Raw genomic sequence first — 23,252 nt, forward strand, 5'->3', positions numbered from 1 at the left:
CATAGCACCATTATAACGGGTATAACAGTGAAAAAATTGAATTTTTTGGCATAAATATTGAGTTAAACTGCATAAAAAAAGCCATGTCCATTGGCATGGCTTTGATTGAACCTTTAACAAATAGTAGTTATAGCTATTAGTATTTATAGCTATCAGGTTTGAACGGACCTTCAATTGGCACACCGATATAATCGGCTTGTTGCTGCGTCAATTTAGTCAGTACCCCATTAAAGCCTGCGACCATGGCTGCTGCCACTTCTTCATCGAGTTTTTTCGGCAATACTTTGACATATAAATTGTCCGCTTTCTTATCCGCAGGCAAATCGGCAAATTTTTCTTTAAATAAATGCATTTGCGCCAATACTTGGTTAGCAAAAGAGCCATCCATAATACGTGATGGGTGACCTGTGGCATTGCCCAAATTGACCAAACGACCTTCAGACAATAAAAGCAAGTAATCGTTTTCATCTTCTGATCGATAGACTTGGTGTACTTGAGGCTTCACTTCCACCCATTTCCAGTTGTCACGCATAAACTGGGTATCAATCTCGGTATCAAAGTGACCAATATTACAAACCACTGCGGTGGCTTTTAAGGCTTTTAACATATCGCTATTACAGACATGGTAGTTACCAGTGGTAGTGACCACCAAGTCAGTATCTTGCATAAGGGTGTTGTTGACACCTTTGGCAGGGTCACCTTCCACAAATGGCGAAACCAATTCATAGCCATCCATACAAGCTTGCATACCACAAATTGGATCGGCTTCCGTCACTCGTACCACCATACCTTCTTGACGTAGGCTTTGAGCAGAACCTTTACCCACATCGCCATAACCGACAACAAGCGCACGACGACCCGCTAAAAGCATATCGGTACCACGTTTGATGGCATCGTTTAGGCTATGACGACAGCCATATTTGTTGTCATTTTTTGATTTGGTCACTGCGTCATTGACATTAATCGCGGGTACTTTTAAGGTGCCTGCATTGAGCATTTCAATTAGACGATGTACCCCTGTTGTTGTCTCTTCTGAGATACCGTGAATGTTGTCGAGCATTTGCGGGTAGTCGTTATGAATCAGCGCCGTCAAGTCACCGCCATCATCTAGAATAATATTGGCATCCCACAGCTTGCCCGTGGCTTCACCGCCTTCAAAAATCTGCTGGCGAAGACACCATTCGTATTCTTCCTCAGTTTCGCCTTTCCAAGCAAACACAGGAATACCGGCTGCTGCGATGGCAGCAGCGGCATGGTCTTGGGTTGAAAAAATATTACAAGAAGTCCAGCGTACTTCTGCACCCAGCGCCACGAGCGTTTCAATCAATACCGCTGTTTGGATGGTCATGTGGATACAGCCCACAATCTTGGCGCCTTTTAAAGGCTGCTCGGCTTGGTAGCGTTGGCGTAAGCCCATCAAAGCAGGCATTTCAGTCTCAGCCAGTTTGATTTCTTTGCGACCGTAGTCGGCAAGGCTAATATCGGCAACTTTATAATCAGAAAAATTTGAATCAGTAGAATTGATAGACAGGGACACTGCGTCCACTCCTTAAAACCGGTAAAAAAAGTTAAAGTAAAAACGCAGATGCCGTTATTTATTTTGGATTTATTTTGGTTAAAACACAAAAAACGAGCCTAGCGCAGGCAAGCGAATATAAATTAAGCAAACCTTAAGCTGCAGCATCTCTCGATAGACGTATTGTAAAAAAAATTAACATAAAAGTCATTCTCTTAATTGCAACATCAACTTAAGTCTTTTAAAAAAGCAACATTTTTGATAAAATATTACACTTCATACTATGTAATTACATAAACATATAGAAAAGTTATACAAAATTAAAAGACATTGCTGAAAAATTACGTTTTAATATACCTAAGAGAAACGTAACAAAATATGTCAACTAATTTACTTTTTCTTTATATGTCATTCATCGCTTGAAAGTCTTTTAGATTTTTAAGAGAAATGGTAAATTTACTTTATCTTGTCCTTAGGAGATTTATATGAAAGTTTTAAAATTAGCTGCTATTCCTGCTGCTTTAATCGCAACTTCTGCTTTTGCCGAAACTATCGCTGTTGATCAACAAGTTGTTGTACAGCCTGTTGCCGTATCTACTACCACCTACGATCCAAACTTAGGTGTAGTAAAAAACACAACAACTCAATTGGTTACTGGTACTAGAACGTTTTTTGATACCGTAACAAATCCTGCTGCTATCAGTGCCGAAGTAGGTACTTTAGGTTATGGTGCTAATATTGGTTGGGCGCTAAACGATAAAACTGAACTTGTAGCTGGTTGGGCTGGCGGTGATATCGGTGATTTAAAAGACACCATTGAAATTGAAGATGTTGAATATGACTTAGAAACAGATTCAAGCAACCCGTATATTGGTGTAAATTTACGTCCAGCTGGAAATTGGTTTACTGTAGGTGTTGGTACCATTTTTGGTGATAACGAAATCACCTTGAAAAAACAAGCGACTGAAACCAAACCAGTTAACATCAATGGTAACTCTTACTATGGTAACATTGAAGCGTCAGCTGAAAATAAAAACACTATGAACCCATACTTAACTATTGGTTTCCGTCCTAATATCACTAATAACTTTGGTGTATTTGGCGAAATCGGTGCAGCTTATACGGGTGGTTTAAAAGTGACTGATGCTAACACACGAGTTCTAGATGACAATGGTGAAGAAATTACAAAATTTGACAATAATCGTTTAAAATCTGACTTACAACAAGATTTGGATGATTCAAATTATTCAAAATGGTACCCAATCGCTAAAATCGGTGCAACTTACCGTTTCTAATTTGTTAACGTAATTTGTAGAAAAACGACACTTTTGGTGTCGTTTTTTTTTGCTGAATCATTGCCAAAAGTTTGCTTTATTGATACTATCCGCTATCAATTTTTGAGGCGGGATTTGTTGATGTATAACAAAGATTTAGCTTGCTTGGCGCAAGCAAGTATGATGGATAGCATTCATTGTAGTGTCAATCTTGTTAGTTCACCCATGTGGGATTGGTTGGTGTGGATTTTGATTTGTATTGGTGTGTTTTTTACCGTCATGACAGGGTTTGTTCAATTTCGTTTATTTGGACATAGTGTCAAGAATTTGCTGGCTAGTCGAAGCACCGAACATCACGAGCATAGTGAGAGTATCTCATCGTTTCAAGCGTTTATGACAGGACTGGCGAGTCGTGTCGGTACAGGGAATATCGCAGGGGTTGCTATTGCCGTGAGTGTTGGCGGACCGGGTGCGGTATTTTGGATGTGGTTTATTGCCTTGATTGGGATGGCATCGGCGTTTGCTGAGTCGTCATTGGCACAATTATTTAAAGTGCGAGATGCCAATGGCCATTTTCGAGGTGGACCTGCTTACTATATCCGTCAGGGTTTAGGGCAAGGTTGGCTAGGTGTGGCTTTTGCCGTGAGTCTGATTTTGTGTTTTGGTTTGGTATATAATGCCATTCAAGCCAATACCATCGCCCAAGCGGTACAATCGGCGGTTGGCTGTACGGGCGATAATACCTGTGCTTCATGGGGGACTGGTAAGCATGTGGTGGCGCTATTGTTGGTTATTATTTCTGCACCGATTATTTTTGGTGGGATAAAACGCGTTGCCACTATTTCAGAAATGCTAGTACCTGTGATGGCAGGGGTGTATCTGCTAATGGCGTTGTATATTATTGTGACCAATATCACCATGATTCCGCAGGTATTTAATTTGATTTTGACCGATGCCTTTACTTTCAATGCGGCAGCGGGTGGGGCGCTAGGTGGTTTGGTGTCGCAGTCGATGATGCTTGGGATTAAGCGGGGTTTGTACTCTAACGAAGCAGGTCAAGGCTCTGCCCCCAATGCCGCTGCTGCTGCGGATGTACCTCACCCCGCCACACAAGGACTGATTCAAAGTTTGGGCGTTTTTGTGGATACCATTATTGTCTGCTCTTGTACCGCGTTTATTATTTTATTATCAAAACTACCCACCGCTGATTTGACAGGGATTCAATTGACCCAAGCGGCGTTAGAAAGTCATGTGGGTTCGTGGGCGCAAACTTTCTTAGCAGTGGTGCTGTTTATGTTCGCTTTTTCAAGTATCATTGGCAACTACGCCTATGCCGAAACCAATGTGCAATATCTTAAAAATCATCCAATGATTTTAAATATATTTCGTATTTTAGTGCTTGCCTTTGTGTATTTTGGTTCTGTGGCTGAAGTGCCTATGGTATGGGATATGGGGGATTTGATGATGGCGATTATGGCGTACATTAATCTTGTCAGTATCGTCCTGTTGTCAAAATATGTGTTTATTTTGGCAAAAGATTATTCTGCTCAAATCAAATCAGGTGTTAAGCATCCTGTTTTTAACATCAATAAATACCCCGCCATAAAAGCTAAAGTCACATCGGGAATTTGGGAAAAATAGCGATTAGACAATAAAAAAGCCGTTGGTTATCAATGGCTTTTTTATTGTTTGGCTGGGTAACATAAGCGAGACCAATAAATAAAATAGTGCGTTTTTTTATAGATTTTTAAAATAGGCTTTAAAACAGCCTTTAACACCCAATCAGATAATTGATTTTTCAAACACTTGCCGTAATTCAAAACTGGTATGTACTTGTGCGATACCTTCAATACGGTTTAGACGATGCAATAAAAATTCTTCATAATGCGCCATATCTTTGACCAAAGCTTTGATAAGATAATCTTCGCTGCGCCCTGTCACAATACTACAGCTGACCACTTCAGGAAATTCTCGTAGTTTTTTTTCAAAATTTCTAAAGTGTTCTGCGGTATGTTTATCCATGCTAATGGCAATATAGACTGACAGTTGATAACCTAATTTTATAGGGTCGGTTGTGACACTATAACCCGTGATAACACCTGAATCCTCTAATTGTTTGACTCTGCGCGCACAGGGAGTAGGGCTTAAGTTTACGCTTTCTGCCAATTCAAGGTTACTCATGCGCGCATTTTCTCGTAATAGCGCTAATATTTGTCTGTCTATTTTATCTAATGAAGCCATCATAAATTCTCAATATTAGTGATTTTAACTAAACAATATAATTATAGTAGCCATAAATATCAAATTCTGTGTTTTTTATAGCAAAATTTAGTTACTTCAACTACAAAAAAATGGATATAATTTCATCATAGAATTTTAAGTAAAATTAAATGTGGAGAATTAGCATGTCAATACAACCCAAAAACGCGGCTTTTAATCATAAAAAATACCAACCCTTTGCATTTGCACCAAAGATGACCCAGCGTACTTGGCCCGATAAAACCATCACCAAAGCGCCCATATGGACGTCGGTGGATTTGCGAGATGGTAACCAAGCCTTGATTGAGCCGATGAGCATTGAACAAAAAATGCGCTTCTTTGACTTGTTGGTGCAAGTGGGGTTTAAAGAAATTGAGATTGGTTTTCCATCAGCGGCGCAAGTTGAGTATGACTTTACCCGCAAATTAATCGAAGGCGGACACGTACCCGACGATGTGACCTTGCAGGTATTGGTGCAAGCACGCGAACATTTGATTCGCCGTACCTTTGAGTCGTTGAAGGGTGCCAAACGTGCCATCGTCCACGTGTATAACTCAACCTCAAAAGTGCAACGCGAAAAAGTGTATCAAAAAGATTATGATGACATTATTGCCATTGCGGTTGAAGGTGCGACATTATTGCGTGAGTTGGCGAAAGAATACCCTGAAACCGAATGGATTTTTGAATATTCCCCTGAAAGTTTCTCACAAACCGAGGTCGATTTTTCGGTCAAAATCTGTGATGAGGTGTGTAAAGTTTGGCGCCCGGACTTAGGTCAGAAGGTAATCTTTAACTTACCATCAACTGTAGAAAGCTCAACGCCTAATATTTATGCCGATCAGATTGAATATTTTTGCCAAAACTTACCCATGCGTGAGCATGTGATTGTGAGCCTTCACACCCACAATGACCGTGGCTGTGCCGTGGCTGCCAGTGAGTTGGGTTTGATGGCAGGGGCTGACCGGATTGAAGGCACGCTTTTTGGTAATGGCGAGCGCACAGGCAACATGGACATCATGGTTATGGCGATGAATATGTACAGCCAAGGCGTAGACCCACAGCTTGATTTTAGTAACATGAGCGAAATCGCCCAAGTGGTAAGTGAGTGCAATCAGTTACCGATTCATCCACGCCATCCTTATGTGGGCGAATTGGTATTTACCGCTTTTAGTGGCTCGCACCAAGATGCCATTAAAAAATCGTTAGATTATAACGAGAAAAATGCCGAAACCACCCAAGGCTTATGGGATGTGGCGTACTTGCCGATTGACCCTGCTCATATCGGACGCGGCTATCAGGATGTCGTGCGTATCAATAGCCAGTCAGGGAAAGGCGGTGTTGCTTATATCTTGCAACGTGACTTTGGTTTTCATTTGCCGCGCTGGACGCAGATTGACTTTAGCCGTGTCATTCAGCAAGAAGCCGAAAGCCGTCAGACAGAATTGACATCAGATGATGTCATTAGCGTGTTTGAAGACACCTATTTGAACCAATCTACTTTGGCGTTGCAAGATTATGAAATCAAAAACACCGCTGGCTCAGTGAGCTTTTCAGGCTCTGTACGCATGGGAGATGACATCATAGACGTTGTTGGTAATGGCAATGGTCCGTTGTCTGCCTTTATCAATGCCATCTCTGCCAAATTGAACAAAAATATTCACGTTATCAACTATGCAGAGCATGCATTAACGGTTGAAAGTCAAAGCCCGCTCACCCAAAATAACAGTGATGCCAATGCCGTTGCTTACTTACAGTTGAATATTGAAGGTGAGATTTATTCAGGTATCGGCACTTGCTCAAGCACCGTATCAGCAATGTTAAAAGCCGCATTGTCTGCGTTGGCACAAGCGCAGATTGCCGATACTGAGCATCATTAATTAGCTTTTATAAAGCGCAAATTTATCAGTAGCTTTTATCCCCAAAAGAGCAATTGCCCTAGTTGCTCTTTTTTTATGGGCTAACATGTGAAATGCCTAGATTAATAGTAAACAGGGCTAATAGCAAAAGGGGTGCAATTCCAGACATACTATTTTATGGTATGATAGAGGCACTTTAAATTTTACAGTAATAATAGAGTTGTATGATGCATTGCGATATTTATAAATTTAGCAAAAAAGATGACCTGTATGTGTACATTGCTCGTCCAAATTATCCCAATGACACTGACGAGATTCGTGATTGGCTATCGGTGTTACCCAAGGATTTTCGCCAAGCGATTGGACGCGAAACCTTTGTGATGCATTTGGATTTGGCAAATACGCCAAAGCTTGCACGGGTCAATAAAGCAGAAGTGTTAGAAAAATTACAAAGCCAAGGGTATTTTGTGCAGATGCCGCCTGAAGACGTGTTGTTACGCCAAGCAAAATTGAATATGGCAGAAGCGCAGCAGAGCAAGTGGCAATAGCAAAACTTTAACCAAATGATTTGAATCATGCTAAAATAAGCTATCTATTTTTGGCAAGGCAAAATTATGTTTGCATTTTTATCACTCGACCAAATCGGTAATGTGCTAGGCGAAATCATCATTTGGTGGGCGCAGCTGGTTCAAGGTGTGCCGCCAGACAAATTACCCTTATATGCTTATGTGGGATCTTCCATTGTCGTATTACTGCTTTGGATTTTAGTGGTACGGATTTTGCCAAAAACGCTTGCAGGCTTGAGTTGGATTATTCTATTTGCGATTTTGCTCACGCCCACCACTTCCCTTGGCACCCCGCCTGACATCGCACCAGCGAGTATTTCCGTGGTGTATGGGATTTTACTCAAAGATCCAGCAATTATCTTTAATGGGTTGCTACCAATTATGGTTGTCATTACAGTGGGCTGTATTTTGGGTTTTATTTGGCAAATTCTTCGAATGGGCATCGATAAAACCAACAAAAAACATGCGCTAAATAACGCCAATATCAGCCAGCCTAGCCGCTAAGCTATGATAGTGATAAGCCAGCAAGCTGTAACCGCTTAACTTTTTATAGCTTAATCTTTTACAGCTTAACCTTTTACTTATAGCTTAACTTTCCCTAAAACTTATGATAGTCTGAAACTCATTTTTGACGATTATCATAGGTTTTTTTATGTCTGACCATCAGCAAAATGCTGCCATCCAAAACAGCGCAACCCAAAGCAGTTTTGCAAGCACCGATAGTTATATCGCCACTGACAACCTAAAACTTGCCGTCAACGCTGCGATTCAATTGCAAAAACCGTTACTCATCAAAGGGGAACCTGGCACGGGTAAAACGCTACTGGCTGAAGAAGTGGCAAAAAGTTTAGATATGCCACTGTTAACTTGGCACATCAAATCAACCACCAAAGCTGAACAAGGCTTGTATGAGTACGATGCGGTATCACGCCTGCGGGATAGTCAATTGGGCGATGACCGCGTGTATGATATTGCTAACTACATCAAGGCAGGCAAGCTATGGCAAGCATTTACCAGTCCTGAGCGTGTGGTACTGCTCATTGATGAGATTGATAAAGCGGATATTGAGTTCCCCAACGACTTGCTACATGAGCTCGATAAAATGTCATTTTATGTGTATGAAACTGGCGAAACGATTACCGCCGATCATCGTCCTGTCGTTATTATCACGTCAAACAATGAAAAAGAACTGCCTGATGCCTTCTTGCGTCGTTGCTTTTTCCATTATATTGATTTTCCTGACCAAGCAACCATGCGTGAAATTGTGGATGTGCATTTCCCCAATCTACAAGCAGACTTGGTGGATGAAGCACTCAAGGTGTTCTACGGTCTGCGTGAAGTCAAAGGCTTAAAAAAGCCGCCATCTACCTCTGAGTTGATAGATTGGATTAGTTTGCTCATGGCCGATGATTTGCAAGCGGGCAGTCAAAATGCGATTGAACGGTTGACAAATCCAAGCGATAACTTACCGCCCATGGCGGGAGCGTTGCTCAAAAATGAAAATGACTTGAGTTTACTTGAACGTATAGGCTTTATGCTTCGGTTAAATCGCTGATTGTATTCTCTTAAAAAATTTAAATAAATTTGATTAAAATAGGATTTTGACTATGCCAAGCGTTTCAGAAGTTAGACCCAAAATTTGGGAAGACGTTTTAGATTTATTCGACAATGGAGATTTTTCAGCCATTTGGGGCAGAAGAGAAAGTAATAATTTTAGAGAATTGGCAATTCGTTGGAATGGAGATGAAAATTATGTTGGCTATCCAAATCAAGGTAGAAACCCTACTTGGTTTAGCCAACCAGAGTTTTTAGAAGAATCTATTTTATTAAGTTTACTAAAGCAAATAGTGCAGAATGATGTTAATCAAAGACGAGAAGAATTTATAGATAATATTTTACAAGCGATGAAAGAAAGCAAACAGAAAATTAAAAATTGAGTAAAAAAAGTGTTTCTTAATTTATTTTACACCTTACGCACTTATGGCGTGCCAGTTTCTACCCGTGAATTGCTAGACCTTTATGCCTTACTAGAAACAGGCATTGTGTTTGCCGACCGTGAACAATTCTACGAGCTGATTCGTCTGTGTATGGTCAAAGACGAAAAATACTTTGATAAATTTGACCGTGCCATGGCGGATTATTTTGAAGGTATTGATACACTCGATATCGACGAGCTGATGGCAAAATTGGGTAATATCCCCAAAGAATGGCTGGAACTTAAACTTGACCCCAACAATCTCACCGAAGCCCAGCGGCGCCTACTCAAAAAATATGGTTCGCTTGAAGCACTCATGAAAGCCCTAGAGGAACGGCTAAAAGAACAAAAAGAGCGACACCAAGGCGGTAACAAATGGGTTGGTACAGGCGGCTCATCGCCTTTTGGTGCGTATGGCGACCATCCTGAAGGTATCCGCGTGGGTGGTGAAAGCCGAAAACGCTCAGCGGTCAAGGTGTGGGAGCAGCGCAAATACCGCGATTTGGACACGGATAACCAGTTAGAAACCCGCTCCATGCAGATGGCACTGCGAAAACTGCGTAAATTCGCCCGTGATGGGGCGGCTGATGAGCTTGATATTGGCTCAACCATCAAGAAAACCGCGCAAACGGGGATGCTCGATGTGCAGCTGCGTCCCGAACGCCGCAATCGTGTCAAAGTGCTCATGCTATTTGATATCGGTGGTAGCATGGATAGCTATATCGAAGCGTGTGAGCGCTTATTTGCTGCCGCTAAAAACGAATTTAAGACGCTTGAATTTTTTTATTTTCATAACTGTGTGTATGAATATGTTTGGACAGAAAATGCCCGCCGTAATGCCAGTGCCGTGCCCACATTGGATGTGCTACACAAATATGGCAGTGATTATCGGGTGATTTTTGTTGGTGATGCCGCAATGTCGCCTTATGAGTTGCTATCTGTCGGCGGTAGCGTTGAGTATATGAGCCAAGATACGGGGCAGGCGTGGCTAAAACGTATCACTAACCACTTTGATAAAGTCGCATGGCTCAACCCTGAGACACCAAGCTACTGGCAATACACCCAGACCATCGGCTTAATCAAAGATATCATGCAAGGGCATATGTACCCGATGACCTTGCATGGTATTGAAGATATGACCAAGTATTTGGCGCGGTAGTATTGTTAAGGCAATTAAAAAAGCATAAATCAATTTCATGCTTTTTTTTGTGCTGATAGGCTGCTAGTTTACCTAAAATCTGCTAGTCACCTAAAAGTTGATATTAAGCTAAAAGCTGCCTAGTCAGCTAACATTAGTTTGGACCGGCCACACGCTCAATAACGACGTTGCCTGTACCTGTGCTGGCTAAGCCAATTTGTTTGGCGGCGGCATACGATAAATCTAAGACGCGATGGCTTGAGAATGGACCGCGGTCATTGACTTTTACCACAACGCTTTTGCCGTTTGATTTGTTGGTTACTTTGATATAACAGTTCATTGGCAATGAGCGATGGGCAGCCGTCAACGAATTGGAATCAAAAGTATCGCCGCTAGCAGTTTTACGACCTTGAAATTGACGACCATACCAAGAGGCGACACCCGTTTGGCTAAAACGATTGACCGTATTAGATGCAACGGCAGAAAGACGCTCTAACACGTCTGCATCTTTGCTAGCTTGTGAAGTGTCTTGGCTGATAAGTTGGCTTTCTAAGGCAAGGTTGCGAGGTTGACGCGCGGATTTGACTAAGTCTGATGCATTGTTGTGCTGGCGGGTTAACTCATTAAGTACGTGATCTAAATTGCTCGTGGCTGCTTGGGTAGTTGAGCTAAGCGCCGTTACGCCACAAAAGCAAAGTAACGTCGCTACATTAGCTAAATTCGATTGACGCTTTGACATAATGACCTCTGAACAATCGCTCTTTACAATGAGCGCCTTATATTTGGGAGCACATAAGCCTTGATATGTCATGCATACAAATCGCTTATAGGGCACCAAGAAAATTTATTAGATTTAACAATTAGTTTACAAATTTTACTTTGTTTCGGTATGTAATTGTTCAATCTTGATGACCCACAATAAGCAATTACGCGATTAAAATCACGATTTATTTAGATAAACGGTATAAAAAAATAGATAAACGGTAAAAATTATTAAGTTTTACCATCATAATTGTTTAAAACTACTCATAAAAAGGATATCTTTTATGCTAACTCTTTTACGTTTTTTACATTTAAAAATACCAAGTTACATAAATAGTTACATAATGAATTGTTTATAAATAGGCTATTTACAAATAAAATAGTTTTGCAAAGAGGCTGATAGTTATTTAACATTATGTGAGGCAATTGACATCACTAAACCAAATCCTGCCATCAAAGTAATTAAAGCAGTACCGCCGTAGCTGATAAATGGCAAAGGAACACCGACAACTGGCAAAATACCTGCCACCATGCCTGCATTTACAAACACATAGACAAAAAATGACATGGCAATCGCGCCAGAGAGTAATTTGCTATAGACAGCAGTATTGGAGTAAGCAATAAATAAGGCGCGGCATAGAATACAAAAATACAGGAACATCAGTAAAATCACACCAATTAAGCCAAACTCTTCAGAAAAAGCCGCAATGATAAAATCGGTGTGACCTTCTGGTAAAAAGTGTAGATGAGATTGTGTGCCTTGCAAGTAGCCTTTACCTGTGAGTCCCCCTGAGCCAATCGCGGTTTTTGACTGCATGATATTCCATCCAGCCCCCAAGGCATCGCTTTCAGGGTCTAGCAAAGTTAGCACGCGTCTGCGCTGGTAGTCGTGTAGCAGGTATTCCCAAGCCACAAAAACAAAGGGAATAAACAGCGCCACTGCAGAGCCAATCATCCACCAAGGTAAACCCGATAAAAACAGCACAAATAAGCCACTAGACGCCACCAATATAGAGGTACCCAAGTCGGGCTGCTCAGCAATTAGCAGCACTGGAATACCAATCGCCACCAGCGTGATAAGCACTGTCGATAAACTTGGCGGCAAGTCGCGTTTGGATAAAAACCAAGCAGTGAGCATCGGCATGCCAAGCTTCATAAACTCTGACGGCTGTACACTACCAAATCCAGGAATATCAATCCAGCGCTGCGCACCCAGACGCACCTCACCAATAATTTTGACCAGTATCAGTAATCCCACGCCACCCACATAGAAAAACGGGGTAAAATCACGGTAAAGACTGGGCGGGATTTGCGCCATGACAATCATCACTACAAACGCGATGGTAAAACTAATGGTTTGACGGATGACCATTCCCATGTCTTGAGTAGAGGCACTATATAAAATGGCTAAACCAAACAAAGCTGTGACAAACAATAGCATCAATAACCAAGGGTCTAAATGCACGCGCTGCCAAAAGGAGGGTAGACTGTCATTACCAAAGTGATGAGCTTGCCTAGAAAAACGGTACTGTCCAATCTTATCTACCATACACACCAAACATCAAATTAACCCGGTGACAATAAGTCTGTAAAAAGACACAAAAATAGGCTCAATAGTTTATATGGCTTAATGTGATTTTGGTAGTCTTAATAATGTAATAGTTTATAACACTTGTTTCATAGAAATAAGTCACTATATTAAGTGAGCTATTAATTAAGCTTAATTATGAAATGAACATAACTATTTAAGTAAGTGAAAATTTAAGTAAGTGTTAAGTAAGTGAAAATTTAAGTAAGTGAAAATTAGTTAAGTAAAAACAATTATCAAGTGGGCATGATTAGCTAAACATATCAAGCCTACTTTTTTGACAGTTGCTCATAAGTCCGTGGTGTTTTTCCATTTTGACGAAACGTGAATAGGCAGTCCATGACACATCAAAACAAGCCCAAAAATGAACCAACCATTATCGAAGACAACGCGCAAACAGCAAAGTATGCCAATACCAAGAGTGCCAATACCAAGAATATCAACACTACTAAGACTCAAAATACCAAAACCAAGATTTTAACAGGCATTGTTGGCTCAGGGACGATAATGACATTGCTTATCGCGTGTAATCATCCCGTCACACCCGTCGATAACCGAAAACCTACTACGACCATCGTTCATCAAACCCAGCCAAACCCTGAAAATACCACCGTGACACAGACTGATAATATGCGCGGTCTTATTCTAAACCGTCAAAACACAACCCGACCTACAACAGACTATCGCGCACTCAAAAATAGCACACGATACAATAGTAACGTTGTCTATACCAATGATGCAGATTTTAAAGATTGGTTAGCTAGCCACAGTTACCAGCAATCAGAAGTGTTGGCGTATCAAAATTACTTGCAAAGCCAATTAGGCAGTATTCCGCCGATGGATCAGTTAATCACGAGTGCCAGAGATGCACGGCGCTGCGGTTTTGAGCCGTATGAAGTGCCGCCTGCATCACTATGGCAAAATATCGTGCCCACCCTGCAAATGCTGCAGCAACTGCAAAAACAAGGTTATTTGCCGTATTCGACAGTGATACGCTCCGTATATCGAAACCCTGCATTGAATGATTGCGCGGGCGGTGCGGGTGAGAGTAAGCACATGACCAATGGCGCGATTGATATTTGGATACCTGAAAACGAAGCCAACAAATGGGCGATAGAAAGTACCTTTGATGGGCTTTGCCAGTTTTGGCAGTCCAACGGGCAAAGCTATAATTTTGGACTTGGCTTGTATCCGACAGGCTCAGTGCATCTTGATACGCAAGGCTTTCGAAAATGGGGCGCAAGCCATAGCTCAAGCTCATCACCCTGTCGTTTTTAATCCTGTCGCAACTGTTAAGCTGTTAACATTGGCTATTTAGCGGTTTTTGTTGCGGTTGTGTTTGGCGTGGCGTTCCCAACCGTCACAATCAAAAACTTGTTAGGGTCAATGAGGTCTTTATAGCTTTGATTGACAGCGTGAAGGTCGGCGCGCTGCACGCGTGTCACGTACTCGGTCAAGTAACTATCTGGCAGCTGATAAAACCCCATCATAGCAACTGTGGCATTCATGGCGGCATTGCTAGCAAAGCTGGTGGGAAAACTGTTGATTAAACTGTCTTTGGTTAAAGCCAATTCGTTTGGCGTTACCCCTTTTTCTAGCGTATTTTTGATGACTTGCTTGGTCGCCTCAATTGCTTCTTGCGACTTTTGGTTACGGGTAGAAAAACTAATGGTATAGCTACCTTGGGCAAGCATCGGCGTGGTGCTGCTATAGATGCCATAGGTGAGTCCGCGTTTTTTACGGATGTCTTCCATCAATCTGGCTTGAAAATTGCCGCCCCCGATGATTTCATCGGCAATGGCAAAGTTGGTTTGATGCTGCAAGCCTAAAGTATCCACCACGCGTTTTTGACCCAATTGCCCCATCAAGACGGTGGTTTGGGTGCTGTCAAATGGGATATGAATCGTTTTAGCGGCGCTCAAAGGTTTGGCATCGGCAAGCTTTGGGGCAGCTGTGCCAACAGGCATTTGAGCGGTTAGCTGATTGGCAAGCGCCCGCGCGCGCTCAAGACTGATATCGCCTGTAATGGCAATATTTGCGTTCTTCGCTACCAAAAACTGCTGGCTAAAAGCTTTAAGATCGGTCGCATTAATTTTGGCAATGCTCTCTTCCGTGCCTTGGGTGGGGTGGGCATAGGGATGATTGCCATAAAGCGCCGCAGCAAAGGCGTTGCTTGCGATGCTATCGGGGTCTTCTTTGGCCTGTTGCAGGCTGATTAGATACTGGGCTTTGGTACGTTCAAAATTTTTGTTTGGAAACGTAGGCTGGGTCATCATATCGCTCATTAAACCAAGCGCAGGGGATAAACGCGCTTCATCGGATAGACTGCGCAAACTCACGATAAACATGTCTTTATAAGCACGGGCAGATAAATCAATCCCAAGCTGCTCACTGGTTTCGGCAATCTCATCTTCACTTTTATGGCGTGTGCCCTGATCCAGCATACTCGCGGTCAGACTGGCAATCCCAAAACCGCCTTTTTTAATGGCTTCATCACGAGCCGAGCCTGCATTAAAATACACACTGACATCCACAATCGGTAAATTGTGGGTTTGTACCAAAGCCACTGGGGTACCCGAATCCGTCGTAAAGTGGATGATATCGGGTAATGTCACTTTTAACGGTGCCGTCGTTTTTAGACTGGTTAATTTGTCTAAAGCGGCAATAGGTGCGGTGGGGTCAACATTGCCACTACTGTGAGCATCGCTATGGGTGGCAGGTTCGGCATGGCCTCCTTGCGTGGCAATGGTGGTCATTAGTAATAAGATTTTAGCTAAGCGTGGTTTCATTTTTTTTCTCAAAATTCTAAGGATGGTCTGACAAGCAATGTGGGCAAATTAAGTCAGGATAAGTTAAGTTACTGGTTTTATAGTTATTTATTGGGTTTGTTTTCTTTTACCACATTGAGCACGGTTAAATTGTCGTTAACCAAATATTTGCTAGCGGCAGCGTGTAAGTCACTTTCTGTGATGGTATCTAAGGTTTTGGGTAGGTTAAACACCATTCGATCATCAAGCCCAATGCTGTTTAGACTGCCAATCATCTGCGCTTGTCCGCTGATACTATCTTGGCTATAAATCAAGCTGGTCATGGTGTTGGTTTTGGCACGGGTCAGTTCACTTTGTGCAATCGGTTGGGTTTTGAGCGCGTTAATCTCAGCAATGATTGCTTGTTTGGCTTGGGCAAGCGTAACGCCATCTCGCGGGGTAGCTTGGATTAAAAATAGCCCATCGCCCCGACTAAAGGCACTGTAACCACTGCCGACTGAGGCTAGTAGCTGTTTTTCCCGTACTAGGCGTTTTTCTAGGCGTGCAGATAGACCACCATCGAGTACATCGGCTAGTAGCGATAGACTATAGGCGGTTTTGGGGTCTTTTGCTGTGGTAAGCGTCGGCACGTTAAACGCCATCATAACCATAGGCACTTGTACCGGTAATTGGGTGGTTTTTTCTTGATAACCACGAAAGCCTGGCTGTATCACGCTGGGGCGTGTTGGCAGGGTTTGCGGTTTTTTATTGGCAAAGTATTTTTTGACTTCATTGATGGCCTCTGTGGGATTGACATCGCCCACGATCACCAAGGTCGCATTATTGGGTGCATACCATGTTTTATACCAATCGGTTAGGTCTTTTAATCCAATGGATTCGATTTCTGCCATGGGACCAATGACCGATTCCCCTTTGGGGCTATTGGGATACGCCATTTTGCTAAACTGCTCATAGGCGCGGGCGTTTGGGTTATCATCGGTCCGCTGGCGGCGCTCTTCCATCACCACTTGGCGCTCAGCGGTAAAGTCGCTGTCCTTTAGCTCTAAATGGCTCATCCGATCGGCTTCAAGCTCTAGGGCGAGCGCTAAACGATTGGCAGGGAAAATTTCATAATATGCGGTGTAGTCATAGCTGGTAAAGGCATTATTGCTACCGCCAAATTTGGCAATAAGGCGTTCAAAATCTGCTGAGGACACATTTTTTGTTCCCTTAAACATCATATGCTCAAGCAAATGCGACATACCGCCTAAATGAGTGGGTTCATCCGCGGCACCCACGCGATACCATACTTGGCTTATCACCACAGGGGAGCGGTGATCTTCTTTGATTATCACCTTTAAGCCATTATCCAGCGTATATTCATGGCGCGTTGCTGCCTTATCGCTGTCAAAATCGGTGGGGCTCGGCGTTTGCTGGGTTTCATTAGGTACCGCGTTAGCAGTTGGATGCGCGTTAATAGGCGTATTCACTACAGTCGGGGTCGTTTTGGTCGGCATGGTTTTGGCTGCAATGGTCTGCGAAGTGCTGCAACCTGATACACAGAGCGTACAGGTCAGGGCGGCAGCGAGGAGGGTAAGGTTAAAAAATGTGGGTTTTGACACAGTGTTTCGGTTTAACATAGTTTCTCTTTAACTTTTAATCTTTAATCTGGTTTTTCTGATTGTGGGGAAATGGGGTTTGCAGGCATTATAAAAGATAAACCATGATAACGGATGTTGGCATTGATTGCTATTTGAAAGGCCACTGCACAGTTAAATGTGACTAAATACCACCTGCAAATTTTTAGCGCAGCAAGCTGTAAACGGACAGTTTTTTCCCATACCACACATCCTATGGGTTTAAGGGATTGACAGCATGTTTATTTCAAACTGCGAACAAACACTGTTATAATTTTATACATCTCAATATTTTAATGACAAATTTAACCATAGGCGATGATATGAGTAGCAACCAATTTAATAACAATGCTTCTAATAAGGTGGTAATTAATTTTAATAACCAACCGACTAATTTTGATGATGCTACGATGCCCAATCTGCCTGTGCAAGATGTGCCAATTATTGAAACGCCGCGTATCGCTGAAGCCGCCCAAACGTCAACGCTGCAAGCACCTGTGGAATCCCAATCTGTGTCACCAATGCCGCAAAGCCAACATCAAGGGCAGCCTGCAGCCACACAGCAGCCATCTGCCAATACGGCTGAGCCAACCGCAGAACCTGAACAAAAAGGGGGCTGGTTTAGCCGCATGAAGCAAGGCTTGTCAAAAAGTCGTAAAAACTTGACCGAAGGCTTAACCAATATTTTGATTGGTGGTAAAGAAATTGACGATGAGCTACTTGAAGAAGTCGAAGACCAACTGTTGGTCGCCGACATCGGGGTGAATGCCACCAATCGCATTATCAAAAACTTGACCGAAGCCACTGCCCGCGGTGATTTGATTTATTCGCATTCACTGTATAAAGCGCTACAAAAAGAGCTAACCGATATCTTGACACCCAAAGTTGCGCCGCTGGTGGTGGATGCTAGCACAAAACCATTTGTCATCTTGGTCGTGGGGGTCAATGGCGTGGGTAAAACCACCACCATCGGTAAACTTGCCAAACGTCTGCAAGGTGAAGGCAAATCAGTGATGTTAGCAGCGGGTGATACGTTCCGTGCGGCAGCCACCGAGCAATTGCAAGTTTGGGGGGAGCGCAATAATATCCCTGTTGTCGCCCAAGGCCATGGCTCAGACAGTGCCTCGGTGATTTTTGATGCCATTCAATCTGCCAAAGCCCGTGGCATTGACGTGCTGATTGCCGATACCGCAGGGCGTCTACAAAATAAAACCAATTTGATGGAAGAGCTGAAAAAAGTGATTCGCGTCATGCAAAAAGCCGATCCGACAGCACCGCATGAATCCATGATTGTGCTCGACGCGGGTACAGGACAAAACGCCCTAAATCAAGTAGAAATCTTCAATGAGGCAGTGCCATTGACAGGCGTGACCGTCACCAAATTAGATGGTACGGCAAAAGGCGGCGTGGTATTTAATATCGCTGAAAACACCAATGTGCCGATTCGTTTTATTGGCGTGGGTGAAAAAATTGATGATTTGCGCCCATTTCAAGCCGATGATTTTGTCAAAGCCCTGTTTGAAAAAGATGAGTAACTCATGTATCACTTAAATATTGCTAATAAGCAGATGACTAATATTGATAAAATTCAATTTAGTGAAGTGGGTTTTAGAGAGCGCCAAGATTTGCAAGAATGGATTGTGAGCAATCCAGAATGTCTTGGCGAGCCATTATTAATTATTCAAAAAGAATTTAACGGGTTTGACAATACGTCTGAAAGATTAGATTTATTGGCGTTAGATAAAAGTGGTAATTTAGTCATTATTGAAAATAAAACGGATAGTTCTGGTAAAGATGTTGTATGGCAGTCTGTGAAATATGCATCTTATTGCTCTCGACTTACAGATGAGAAAATCATAAATATTTTTGCTGACTATCTTAGAAAATATGATAGCCAAAACTCTGATGATTATATTGCAAGCGCTAAACAAAAAATAAATGAATTTCTTAGCGATAGCACAGAAGATGATATTGGATTAAATCCCAATGAAACTTCGCAACGAATCATTTTAGTCGCTGCTGAATTCCGTCAAGAAGTAACATCAGCTGTATTATGGCTGATGAATTTTGGTATTAATATCCGTTGTATAAAATGCCAACTTTTTAAATTTAATAATGACTTTTTCTTTGATACTCAGCAAATTATTCCTGTACCCGAAGTTGAAAGCTTTATGATAGATATTGCGGAGAAAAAACAAGAAGACATTCAAATCAAAAATAATAAACAAAGCGTACTAATGAGTTTTTGGTCGCAATTTATCGATGCGACTTTATCAAATGCTGAAAATTTATATGCTAATAGGACACCAAGTAAAGATAATTGGTTAGGTACTAAATTAGGAAATGGTGTCGGAATAAGTGTTGTAATTACAAAGGAATCTGTAAAAATTAGAGTTGAAATAAAAGGTAATAATAAAGAAGACACTTTAAAAATATTCGACTATTTATATCAGCATAAAGAAGAAATCGAATCAAAATTTCAATATCCTGTTAATTGGGAGCGTTGTCCTGAAACTGTATATAGTTTTATAATTATCACAAATGAAGCAGTTGGATATTCAGACAAGTCTGAATGGCGGGGTGCAAACGAATTTTTGATTGAAGAAAGTTATAAAATGCAGAAAATTCTTAAATCACTTCTAGATAAATTTGTCTTATAAAATGCTTACCACAAACTACCAACTATCAATCAAATTACCAACAATTACCCTTGTCGCACATAAGGGTTGTCTTATCGCGCTTGATTGGCAAACCCAAAAAACGCAAAAAATCCTACAGCAATTAACTGCACAAGCGCACTATATACAAAGCAAAGATTTGGCTGACTCAGTAGATGACGATGCCAAAGTCTTACGAAATACCATCAGTCAACTTGACGAATATATTAATGGACAGCGACAAGTGTTTGATATGCCCATCGCCCTCTACACAGGCACACCCTTTCAGCAAAAAGTATGGCAAGCATTACGACAAATCCCTTACGGTCAAACAATCAGCTATGCACAGCTTGCGCTACAAGTGGATAATCCCAAAGGCTTTCGCGCAGTCGCGCAGGCCAATGGTCGCAACCCACTAAGTCTCATCATTCCTTGCCATCGCGTGATTGCCAGCGATGGCAAATTGGGCGGTTACACCGGTGGGATTGAGATTAAGCAAACATTGCTTGATATAGAGCAAGCAAGTTATCAGCGATAAACAATAACCCAATGAGGTGTTATTCTTTGTCATCTGCGTCTTTTTCTTCCCAAGTTTCTAAGCGTTCATAAATACGACCATAAACGGTATTTTTACGATACTTGCCTTTTTTGGTCATCTCATCCGGCGCCAGACCCGTCAATAGATACATGGCTTCATTGACATGCTCTACGGCATAGATGGTAAATTTACCTGCCGTCACGCTATCGATGATATCTTGACGCAGCATCAATTGCGCCAAATTGGCTTTGGGCACAATCACCCCTTGTTTACCCGTTAAGCCTTGCTCGACACACGCATCATAAAACCCGGCGATTTTGGCATTGACGCCGCCGACCGCTTGGACTTGACCAAATTGGTTCATCGATCCTGTGACCGCAAAGCTTTGATTGATGGGGGTTTGCGATAGGGCAGACAGCAGCGCGCAAGTTTCAGCTACTGTCGCGCTATCGCCATCGATACCGCCATAACTTTGTTCAAAAGCCAGCGATGCGGTAAAGTTGAGCGTGTGGTCTTCGGCAAACAGTGCTTTTAGGTAACTGCTCATAATCAGCACGCCTTTGGCATGGATAGAGCCGCCTAAATCCACATCGCGCTCGATATCAACAATATCGGCGTGCGCGGCACTGTGATGCACTGACGCTGTCAATCGCGCAGGCATGCCAAACTCACTATCGGCGTAGCTGATGACCGTTAGCGCATTGATTTGACCAATCGCTTTGCCTTGGGTGCTAATCAGCTGTTGCCCTTTTTCTAGCTCTTGCCAGAACAATTGTCGTAAATAACCCGAGCGATGGCGAATATCATCAATGGCTTGGCGGACGTGGCTAGCGGTTACTGTGTTTTCAGGGCTAAGCTCTGATTGATTGATGATGGCATGACGATTGGCTTCGAGTAAGAGCTGCGCCAATCTGTCCCCATGTAGGCTTAACTCATGTTGGTCTTCTGCTTGCTCGCTGAGATAATCCAATAAACACGCCAACGCGGTGTTATCAAATGTTAGCAATTGGTATTTGCTTATCATATCAGCAATTTTGGCGGTCATCGCTTGTTCGTTGGCGTGGCTGCGTACCACGCGATCATGAAAATCTGCACGGATTTTGAATACGGCATTAAATTCAGGCTCAAAATCTAGCAGGTCATAATACAAGTCTGGCTCACCGAGTAAAATGACTTTGACATCAAGCTTAATCGGTTGTGGCTCAAGGCTGATACTGCCGGTCAGTGTCAGCATTTGCTCAAGGCTCGACATCTTGATTTGGCGGCTTTGCAGCGCGCGTTTGAGACCTTGCCACGCATACGGATATTCAAGCAAATTAGTTGCTTCAAGCACCAAATAACCACCATTCGCACGATGCAGTGAACCGGCGCGAATCAGACTGACATCCGTTGATACAGTACCTAAATGGGTAATTTGCTCGACATGCCCGAGTAAATTTAAATGGGTGGGTAAGTCTTCAAATACAATCGGTGCGCCTTGATCGGGCGCATGGCTTGCAATCACATTGACAAAATAGCGCGCTGGCAATGGCGAGAAATGGCTGGGCAAAAACTCTTCATCATCTTCATTGATAATTCGCTCTACATGATTGACGATATCGTCATGCACGTCTTGCAAATACTTACGAACCTTTGGTAAGGCTTGATACTTGTCAAATAACGGCTCCATCAATGGTTTTAAGGTACGCCGAGTCAATGAGTGGTGTAGCGCTTGTAGGGTCTGATTGGCTTCATCTTCAATTTGCTCAAGCTCAACGGTCAGTTGGCTCAAGCGTTTTTGCATGTGGTTTTTATCTTGATAATTGGCAACATACGGCGATTTTGGGGTTAAGCCAAAGCTGGCTTGATTGGTTGCGCTCGAGGTATTATTAGAGGCGCTAGTTGTGGTACTAGAGGTTTGATTGGCTTTAAGTGGTAAAACTGGTGCTTTACCACTGGATTTTTGGCGACCCAATTTATTAGCAGGTTTGATTGATAAATAACCATCGCTTGGCTCGATATCATTGTAACTGTCATTGTCATTGCCATCGGCTCGGTTGTCACTAAAATCTGATTTGATAAAAATCGGTTTATTGTCCGAAGGTCGCAGCGCTAACGCAAGTGAATATTGTTTGCCTTCTTCATGCAGCGCATGATAGACCTGCTCTTCTCGAAGGCTAATTTCATTCTTTATGGCTTCTACTTTACTTTGATAGTGCTCACTGCGAAAACGCTGATTGAGCTGACGTTTGGTGGTCAGCCAAAAGGTTTTGACATCTTCTGCTAATTGCTTGCCCATGCCAGCAGGAAGGTCAAGTGCAATCGGGGTACGCGCATCAACAAAATTATGCACATACACCCAGTCATTGGGTGTGGGTTTTTGTTTGGCGTGTGCTTGTAGCAGGCGAGTGATTAAGGTGCGTTTGCCCAGTCCGTTTTCACCTGCAGCAAAGATATGATAACCATTGGCATTGATATCAAGCGCAGTGGCAATCGCTTTACAGGCGCGCTCTTGCCCAAAGCCAATTTCAAGCGTTTTGGTATGGTGGCTATCTTTTGGCAAGGTCGCTGGGTCGGTATAACGGCGCAAGTGCGAGATTGCAACAGGCTGTAAATTGTCAGATTTGATGGTATCGGTAATGATAGAAGAGGATTTTGAAGTCACAGGGGTAGTACGAACAGATTTTGCAAGGGTATTTTTCATAAAACAAGTTTCATCAACGCATTAAAAAGCGGTAGTGGAAAAGATAAACAATGACA

General features: G+C 42.6%; 19 protein-coding genes. 12 read left to right on the forward strand and 7 right to left on the reverse strand.

The window, feature by feature from the left end; all coding sequences use genetic code 11:
• Nucleotides 1-136: 136 nt before the first annotated feature.
• The gene (gene ahcY / locus H9W84_RS04545; RefSeq protein WP_239743659.1) at nt 137-1,525 is read right to left on the reverse strand and encodes an adenosylhomocysteinase; all 1,389 of its coding nucleotides are present in this window, start codon (nt 1,523-1,525) and stop codon (nt 137-139) included.
• A gap of 476 nt (nt 1,526-2,001) precedes the next feature.
• On the opposite strand from ahcY, the gene H9W84_RS04550 reads away from it, so the two are divergent.
• The gene (locus H9W84_RS04550; protein ID WP_239741949.1) at nt 2,002-2,811 is read left to right on the forward strand and encodes a hypothetical protein; all 810 of its coding nucleotides are present in this window, start codon (nt 2,002-2,004) and stop codon (nt 2,809-2,811) included.
• Nucleotides 2,812-2,970: 159 nt separating this feature from the next.
• Entirely contained in the window at nt 2,971-4,431 is a 1,461-nt protein-coding gene (locus H9W84_RS04555) for an alanine/glycine:cation symporter family protein (RefSeq protein WP_239743662.1), read from the forward strand.
• A 141-nt stretch (nt 4,432-4,572) separates the two neighbouring features.
• Here H9W84_RS04555 and H9W84_RS04560 read toward each other — a convergent pair whose 3' ends face one another.
• Nucleotides 4,573-5,031, reverse strand: a complete 459-nt coding sequence (locus H9W84_RS04560; RefSeq protein ID WP_096488742.1) for an Lrp/AsnC family transcriptional regulator — start codon at nt 5,029-5,031, stop codon at nt 4,573-4,575.
• A 164-nt stretch (nt 5,032-5,195) separates the two neighbouring features.
• On the opposite strand from H9W84_RS04560, the gene leuA reads away from it, so the two are divergent.
• The 6 genes from leuA (at nt 5,196) to H9W84_RS04590 (ending at nt 10,605) form a co-directional block, all read left to right on the forward strand.
• Nucleotides 5,196-6,926: a 2-isopropylmalate synthase gene (gene leuA, locus H9W84_RS04565; protein ID WP_239741951.1), complete on the forward strand. Its 1,731-nt coding sequence runs from the start codon at nt 5,196-5,198 to the stop codon at nt 6,924-6,926.
• A gap of 206 nt (nt 6,927-7,132) precedes the next feature.
• Complete coding sequence (locus tag H9W84_RS04570) at nt 7,133-7,453, forward strand: YcgL domain-containing protein (protein ID WP_095355610.1); 321 nt, start codon at nt 7,133-7,135, stop codon at nt 7,451-7,453.
• A 66-nt stretch (nt 7,454-7,519) separates the two neighbouring features.
• Nucleotides 7,520-7,975: a hypothetical protein gene (locus tag H9W84_RS04575; protein ID WP_007116910.1), complete on the forward strand. Its 456-nt coding sequence runs from the start codon at nt 7,520-7,522 to the stop codon at nt 7,973-7,975.
• A 148-nt stretch (nt 7,976-8,123) separates the two neighbouring features.
• The gene (locus H9W84_RS04580; RefSeq protein ID WP_239741953.1) at nt 8,124-9,026 is read left to right on the forward strand and encodes an AAA family ATPase; all 903 of its coding nucleotides are present in this window, start codon (nt 8,124-8,126) and stop codon (nt 9,024-9,026) included.
• A gap of 52 nt (nt 9,027-9,078) precedes the next feature.
• Entirely contained in the window at nt 9,079-9,408 is a 330-nt protein-coding gene (locus H9W84_RS04585; protein WP_239741954.1) for a hypothetical protein, read from the forward strand.
• Between the two features lie 9 nt (nt 9,409-9,417).
• Nucleotides 9,418-10,605: a vWA domain-containing protein gene (locus tag H9W84_RS04590; protein ID WP_239741956.1), complete on the forward strand. Its 1,188-nt coding sequence runs from the start codon at nt 9,418-9,420 to the stop codon at nt 10,603-10,605.
• Between the two features lie 133 nt (nt 10,606-10,738).
• On the opposite strand, the gene H9W84_RS04595 is transcribed toward H9W84_RS04590, so the two are convergent.
• On the reverse strand, nt 10,739-11,323 hold the full coding sequence (locus tag H9W84_RS04595) for a septal ring lytic transglycosylase RlpA family protein (protein ID WP_099833790.1): 585 nt from the start codon (nt 11,321-11,323) through the stop codon (nt 10,739-10,741).
• Nucleotides 11,324-11,749: 426 nt separating this feature from the next.
• Nucleotides 11,750-12,895 (reverse strand): rod shape-determining protein RodA, encoded by a 1,146-nt coding sequence (gene rodA / locus H9W84_RS04600; RefSeq protein ID WP_050324246.1) that lies wholly within the window; start codon nt 12,893-12,895, stop codon nt 11,750-11,752.
• A gap of 378 nt (nt 12,896-13,273) precedes the next feature.
• Between rodA and H9W84_RS04605 the strand changes: the two genes are divergently transcribed.
• Nucleotides 13,274-14,212 (forward strand): D-Ala-D-Ala carboxypeptidase family metallohydrolase, encoded by a 939-nt coding sequence (locus H9W84_RS04605; protein WP_239741958.1) that lies wholly within the window; start codon nt 13,274-13,276, stop codon nt 14,210-14,212.
• Between the two features lie 32 nt (nt 14,213-14,244).
• Here H9W84_RS04605 and H9W84_RS04610 read toward each other — a convergent pair whose 3' ends face one another.
• On the reverse strand, nt 14,245-15,723 hold the full coding sequence (locus H9W84_RS04610) for a M16 family metallopeptidase (protein WP_239741960.1): 1,479 nt from the start codon (nt 15,721-15,723) through the stop codon (nt 14,245-14,247).
• An 83-nt stretch (nt 15,724-15,806) separates the two neighbouring features.
• Entirely contained in the window at nt 15,807-17,321 is a 1,515-nt protein-coding gene (locus H9W84_RS04615; RefSeq protein ID WP_239741962.1) for a M16 family metallopeptidase, read from the reverse strand.
• Nucleotides 17,322-17,641: 320 nt separating this feature from the next.
• Between H9W84_RS04615 and ftsY the strand changes: the two genes are divergently transcribed.
• Genes ftsY through H9W84_RS04630 form a run of 3 tightly spaced genes read left to right on the forward strand, consistent with a single transcriptional unit; the run spans nt 17,642 to nt 20,513 of the window.
• Nucleotides 17,642-18,853 carry a signal recognition particle-docking protein FtsY gene (gene ftsY, locus H9W84_RS04620; RefSeq protein WP_420846646.1) on the forward strand — a complete coding sequence of 404 codons (1,212 nt, stop codon included), beginning with the start codon at nt 17,642-17,644 and terminating at the stop codon, nt 18,851-18,853.
• A gap of 3 nt (nt 18,854-18,856) precedes the next feature.
• Entirely contained in the window at nt 18,857-19,978 is a 1,122-nt protein-coding gene (locus H9W84_RS04625) for a DUF4268 domain-containing protein (RefSeq protein WP_239741964.1), read from the forward strand.
• A gap of 1 nt (nt 19,979) precedes the next feature.
• A complete protein-coding gene (locus H9W84_RS04630) occupies nt 19,980-20,513 on the forward strand; it encodes a methylated-DNA--[protein]-cysteine S-methyltransferase (protein ID WP_065252492.1) in 534 nt (177 codons plus the stop codon).
• A gap of 19 nt (nt 20,514-20,532) precedes the next feature.
• Here the strand turns inward: H9W84_RS04630 and H9W84_RS04635 are convergent, their stop codons facing one another.
• Entirely contained in the window at nt 20,533-23,196 is a 2,664-nt protein-coding gene (locus H9W84_RS04635) for an AAA family ATPase (protein ID WP_239741966.1), read from the reverse strand.
• Nucleotides 23,197-23,252 lie beyond the last annotated feature (56 nt).

Source organism: Moraxella tetraodonis (assembly GCF_022359095.1).
Taxonomy (GTDB): domain Bacteria; phylum Pseudomonadota; class Gammaproteobacteria; order Pseudomonadales; family Moraxellaceae; genus Faucicola; species Faucicola tetraodonis.

Bases quoted from the DNA above. Each gene is read 5' to 3' on its own strand.
- rodA (WP_050324246.1), bottom strand. From the start codon at position 12,895: ATGGTAGATAAGATTGGACAGTACCGTTTTTCTAGGCAAGCTCATCAC.
- H9W84_RS04615 (WP_239741962.1), bottom strand. From the start codon at position 17,321: ATGTTAAACCGAAACACTGTGTCAAAACCCACATTTTTTAACCTTACC.
- H9W84_RS04625 (WP_239741964.1), top strand. From the start codon at position 18,857: ATGTATCACTTAAATATTGCTAATAAGCAGATGACTAATATTGATAAA.
- H9W84_RS04605 (WP_239741958.1), top strand. From the start codon at position 13,274: ATGACACATCAAAACAAGCCCAAAAATGAACCAACCATTATCGAAGAC.
- ftsY (WP_420846646.1), top strand. From the start codon at position 17,642: ATGAGTAGCAACCAATTTAATAACAATGCTTCTAATAAGGTGGTAATT.
- H9W84_RS04630 (WP_065252492.1), top strand. From the start codon at position 19,980: ATGCTTACCACAAACTACCAACTATCAATCAAATTACCAACAATTACC.
- H9W84_RS04570 (WP_095355610.1), top strand. From the start codon at position 7,133: ATGCATTGCGATATTTATAAATTTAGCAAAAAAGATGACCTGTATGTG.
- H9W84_RS04575 (WP_007116910.1), top strand. From the start codon at position 7,520: ATGTTTGCATTTTTATCACTCGACCAAATCGGTAATGTGCTAGGCGAA.
- H9W84_RS04555 (WP_239743662.1), top strand. From the start codon at position 2,971: ATGATGGATAGCATTCATTGTAGTGTCAATCTTGTTAGTTCACCCATG.
- H9W84_RS04610 (WP_239741960.1), bottom strand. From the start codon at position 15,723: ATGAAACCACGCTTAGCTAAAATCTTATTACTAATGACCACCATTGCC.
- leuA (WP_239741951.1), top strand. From the start codon at position 5,196: ATGTCAATACAACCCAAAAACGCGGCTTTTAATCATAAAAAATACCAA.
- H9W84_RS04585 (WP_239741954.1), top strand. From the start codon at position 9,079: ATGCCAAGCGTTTCAGAAGTTAGACCCAAAATTTGGGAAGACGTTTTA.
- H9W84_RS04560 (WP_096488742.1), bottom strand. From the start codon at position 5,031: ATGGCTTCATTAGATAAAATAGACAGACAAATATTAGCGCTATTACGA.
- H9W84_RS04580 (WP_239741953.1), top strand. From the start codon at position 8,124: ATGTCTGACCATCAGCAAAATGCTGCCATCCAAAACAGCGCAACCCAA.
- H9W84_RS04635 (WP_239741966.1), bottom strand. From the start codon at position 23,196: ATGAAAAATACCCTTGCAAAATCTGTTCGTACTACCCCTGTGACTTCA.
- H9W84_RS04550 (WP_239741949.1), top strand. From the start codon at position 2,002: ATGAAAGTTTTAAAATTAGCTGCTATTCCTGCTGCTTTAATCGCAACT.
- H9W84_RS04595 (WP_099833790.1), bottom strand. From the start codon at position 11,323: ATGTCAAAGCGTCAATCGAATTTAGCTAATGTAGCGACGTTACTTTGC.